General features: G+C 45.8%; 1 protein-coding gene and 1 pseudogene. Both read left to right on the top strand.

Going from position 1 to position 3252, the window contains the following annotated elements; genetic code table 11:
• Window positions 1-1303, top strand: a pseudogene (recC, locus tag ACP45E_RS18900) (exodeoxyribonuclease V subunit gamma); the annotation flags it as partial.
• Between the two features lie 455 nt (window positions 1304-1758).
• Window positions 1759-3252, top strand: a 1494-nt coding sequence (locus tag ACP45E_RS18895; RefSeq protein ID WP_017040318.1) for a UvrD-helicase domain-containing protein, incomplete at its 3' end; no start/stop codon positions are given.

Here is a 3252-nt window from a genome sequence, read left to right as displayed (position 1 = left end):
CTACATGTTTTTAGAAGCGATCTTGTCGGCCACTCAAAAACTGTACATCAGTTATGTTGGCCGCTCGATTCAAGACAATACCGAGAAAGTCCCTTCCGTGTTGGTGTCGGAGCTGTTGGAGTATTGTCACCAAAATTACTGTCTTTCGGATGATCAGGATCTTCCTTGTGATGCGTCGGGTGATCGCTTGGTCGCATCACTCATTACTCAACATGCGATGGTGCCATTTAGCCCAAATGAGTTCTCTAGTTTGTCTGGCAGCTACGCTAAAGAGTGGATGCCAGCTGTGAATCGACAAGGCCAAAAGAGCGGTGAGTTTGAGCGTCAGTTGAGTGATTTTTTACTTGGAGCGACATTTCCGATTGAACTCGATTTAGTGGAGCTGCAACGTTTTTGGCGCTTACCCGTTCAGTACTTCTTTAACCGCCGCTTAAAAGTGTCTTTTGAACCTCCGTTACCCATTATGGAAAACGAAGAACCCTTTGTGCTGAATGGGCTGGAAAGTTATCAGCTACGGGATCAATTGCTTGATAGCTTGTTGGACGATCGCCTAAAAGGTAACCCTAACAGCCAAAGTATTGTTGAGAGATTTGTTTGTGAACAGAGAGCGCAAGGTAAATTGCCCGTTGGCGCTTTTGGTGATATAGAGTTTGAAACTAATCGAGCACAAGCCGAAGAACTGTTGGAAACACTGTCATTTCTATGTGGTCAGCGACAAGACGATGTAGATGTAAGCCTGATGATCGATGTGCTAGGGGAGGAAAAAAACGTCCAGTTACATGGATGGTTGACCCATCATTATCAATCCGGCCTTGTGCGTTACCGCAGTGGTAAAATTCGCTCTCAAGACTATTTGTCTGCTTGGATTGACCACCTCTTGCTTTCCATTTCTGGCATCTCGAAACCGACTCACATTATTGGTTACGATCGAAAAGAAGGCGTTGTGCACGAACTGTATCCCGCCATCGATGATGCCAAGTACGCACAAGATTTACTCAATGAATTTGTTCGTCTCTATTATCAGGGAATGACGAAACCTCTGTGCTACTTCCCTAAAACGGCACTGGCTAACGTCGATGCGGGCTTTAGTCGAGGTAAGTGGGTGGATGATGAAGATAAGTCGTTCAAAAAAATGTCCGCGACATTCAATGATGGTTTTCAAATAGCAGGGGAAGGTGCGAATACGTATATTTCCCGAATTTGGCCCGAATGGAACGATGAACTCGCTGCACAAGTTAGAGTGTTGTCGTCGCTGATCATTCAAGCGCCACGATTAGCTCTAGTCAATGCGGCCGATGCGTAATGAGTGGATACTAAGAACTTATTTGAGTGTCGATCCCGTGGTAATGAAAAGTGATCAGTAAAAGGGAATAAAGTGGCCGCCAGTCAATCATTATAGTGTAGGGCGTTTTCTGTACGGCCACAGGTCAGAGGGACCATTATTAGGTTGGTATTAGGGTCGGTATCTTAGAATGATATCGCAGGTTAACGTATTGATTTGACCTGCAGTTGAACCAATGAGCGGCATACTATCGGCTCCTAAGGGCCTATGCCGTGAGTAAGATCGCACTCCCTTAGAATGAATACCGACTGAGGACGGATTTGTCATATTTTTCATAACTGGATCACGTTATTTCGCAACAGGCCTAGTTTCAAAATAGATGTAGTGTCGAAATAGAGTAAGCATTTGATTGTAGAATAGTGACCGCCTAACTCTAGGTCATTAAGATGCAATAGGTAATAAAAGGTTTGAGTACAATGACACCTAAAATTGTGGCAACAACACTAAATACAATGACTTTTCCTCTGCATGGTGCACGACTCATTGAAGCCTCGGCAGGGACAGGAAAAACCTTTACGATTGCCGGTTTGTATCTTCGCTTGCTGCTCGGGCATGGTGACGGAGAGACACGCCATTCGACACCGCTGACCGTTGATCAAATCTTGGTGGTGACGTTCACCGAAGCGGCAACGGCTGAATTGAGGGATCGTATTCGGGCAAGAATCCATGATGCTCGCATTGCTTTTTCCCGAAGCCAGAGTGATGATCCGGTGATTGCACCGCTACTTGCTGCGGTAAGCAATCATAAAGAAGCGGCAAAAATACTGTTGCAGGCTGAGCGTCAAATGGATGAAGCGGCGGTGTACACCATTCATGGTTTTTGTCAGCGCATGCTTACTCAAAATGCTTTTGAATCAGGCAGCCGTTTTGATAACGAATTTGTCACCGATGAAAGCCACCTTAAAGCGCAAGTGATTGCCGATTATTGGCGTCGAAACTTTTACCCTTTGCCTATCAACTTAGCGGGCGAAGTGAGACGTATCTGGGGATCGCCAGCATCACTCTTGTCTGATATTGGTCGGTATTTAAGTGGATCGCCGCTGACATTATCAGTCGACGCTATGAGTGGAGACCTTTCTACATTACATCAGGACAATCTTGCCCAAATTGATGTCCTAAAGCGTCATTGGATGGATCATCAAGTTGACTTTCTGGCTCTCATCTCTGGCTCAGATATTAACAAACGCAGTTACACCAAAAAATCCTTACCGCAATGGCTAGAGAGCATCACCGCATGGGCTTCACAGCCAACGGATAACTATGATTTCCCCGATAAGTTGGAACGATTCTCCCAAGATGTACTGCGAGAGAAAACCCCAAAAGGCGAAGCCCCCCAGCACGAAGTGTTTGAAGCGATTCAAGCTTTTTTATCGGCCCCTGTAAATCTTAAAGCGCCGCTGATGGCCCATGCGATTAAAGAATGTCGTGAGAAGCTGGCGAGCGCGAAAAAGCATAAACAGTGGCTCTCTTTTGATGATCTTCTTACTCAACTTTCTGCTGCGATAGACTTGGATGAAGCGGGTCAGTTAACCGAGAGAATTCGCACTTTATATCCGGTCGCGATGATCGATGAATTCCAAGACACGGATCCACTTCAGTACAATATTTTCAGCCGTATCTATCTCGATCACCCGCAATGCGGTCTGTTTATGATTGGCGATCCTAAACAGGCGATTTACGGTTTCCGTGGGGCGGATATTTTCACGTACATCAAAGCAAGAAATCAGGTCAGTGCCCATTACACATTGGGAACGAACTGGCGCTCCAGTGCCAACATGGTGTTGGCGGTGAATCAGCTGTTTCAATCGTCCAGTAGCCCATTTATTTATGACGAAGACATCCCCTTCTTGCCGGTGAACTATAGCCCTGTGGCTGAGCAAAAACATTGGTACTTAAAGGGTGAAGAACAG

This window comes from Vibrio genomosp. F10 str. 9ZD137 (assembly GCF_049974785.1).
Classification (GTDB): domain Bacteria; phylum Pseudomonadota; class Gammaproteobacteria; order Enterobacterales; family Vibrionaceae; genus Vibrio.
This window is presented reverse-complemented; position numbering and strand designations above follow the sequence as displayed.